This is a genomic window from Metallosphaera yellowstonensis MK1, from assembly GCF_000243315.1.
GTDB lineage: Archaea > Thermoproteota > Thermoprotei_A > Sulfolobales > Sulfolobaceae > Metallosphaera > Metallosphaera yellowstonensis.
The window spans coordinates 26,330-27,819 of record NZ_JH597755.1 but is presented as its reverse complement, the minus strand read 5'-3'; the positions used below and the strand labels follow the sequence as shown (position 1 = coordinate 27,819).

1 protein-coding gene and 1 pseudogene are annotated in these 1,490 nt (G+C 49.1%); both read left to right on the top strand.

The window, feature by feature from the left end; translation table 11 throughout:
* Window positions 1-526: 526 nt before the first annotated feature.
* A pseudogene (locus tag METMK1DRAFT_RS16950) lies at window positions 527-655 on the top strand (IS256 family transposase); the annotation flags it as partial.
* 150 nt (window positions 656-805) lie between these two features.
* On the top strand, window positions 806-1,490 hold a 685-nt coding region (locus tag METMK1DRAFT_RS00220), incomplete at its 3' end, for a DUF4322 domain-containing protein (RefSeq protein ID WP_009069348.1).

Below are 1,490 nucleotides of genomic sequence, written 5' to 3'. Positions count from 1 at the left end.
CTCTCCGAACCGCACGAGGGACGTGACCATACACTCCCTTCTCCTCCTCAACCTCACCCCCCTCACGTAGTAGACCTGGAGGGATCCCCAACTCCACCCTCACGCCCAGGGCGTAACAGACAGGACTAAGGACAACTCCCACAACCCGTACTTCCTGGGCCTAAACCCTCATATTCCTCAGGATCGTACATCAACTGTGCGAGGATTACGAGGTTCTTTCTCGCTCACCCAAACACTCTCGTAGCCCTCTCACAACAAGTTTTCGCCAACGATGAACTTCCATTTCTAATAATTGCTCCACTACTTATCGAATAGGATGACCGTATGAGAACACTCCCACATATTGTGATCAACCCAATACTCAAACAAATCTCTCTTTAGCAATGTTAATTGGTAATAAAAGACTAAGGGATGATTTTGGGCGATTCAGGGCTCCATTGTGATTTCTATTTGTTTCTATAGAATGAAAGTGACTTAATTGATCCTACATCAGTACACGAAAAGGGGACGAGCGCTAGGTCATACCATGAGACACTCATTCAATCACGTGGTGACCTCGCTCGTCCCCGAGTTAGTTGGGAAGGACGCGCTATTAAATGAAACGGTGGCTGAGATCGAGAGGAGGGCCCTGGAGGAGAGGAGGACCTCCCCCAGGTCGGTAGACCCAAAATCATATTATGAAAAATAATTCTGGCAGTATAATATCGATTCATGGCAGATAACAGGATTTATAAGAGTATTAAGAATTCAGTTGAAGAAAGGTTTAAGGTGAGGGAGATGTGGTATTACCACGTGAGTAAGCGAGATGATAATACACCATCTCCCTCACCAAAACAACGTTCAACAAATAGGATATAAATTACTTTCCATGCTGAACTTCAAGGGAAAGAGAGGGGAAGAGGTGGCGAGAACCCTCATCTCAGCGTGTTTGTGGAACGATTCGGTGGAAAGCAAGTCGAGGGCGTATGGCGTGTCCCCACAGACCGTGAGGAATTACGTGGAGGAGCAAGGGGTGGAAGTGGTGGAAAAGCTGTTGGAACAAGTGAGGAAAATGTCCTTGGAGACGCTGAAGGGAGTCAAGGAGATAGACCTCTCAATAGACTGGACAACCAAGACCTGGTACGGGAGACCGGTGGGGGGGCTCGGGAGTTCGGAGGAGGGGAGCTCTTGGAACTACGCAACTGCGACGACTAAAGATGGGAAAGTGCTCCTACTGGCCTTCGTCACACTAGTCAAGGGGATGACCAAGGATGAGGTCGTGAAGGCCCTCGTGGAGCAAGTAGTCGCCATGGGGTTCAAGGTAAGGTTGATGACTCTCGACGCTGGCTTCTACACTGTAGACGTGCTCAACTTCGTTTCGCAGTTCAAGTACGTAATTGCCGTCCCTGTTGGTGATGTTAAGGTCTACGAGGAGTTTGACGGCGAGTACGAGACTAACAGTAAGAGGCACAGGAGGGACGAGCAGGTCAAGTTCAGGCTCCTCGTGTACA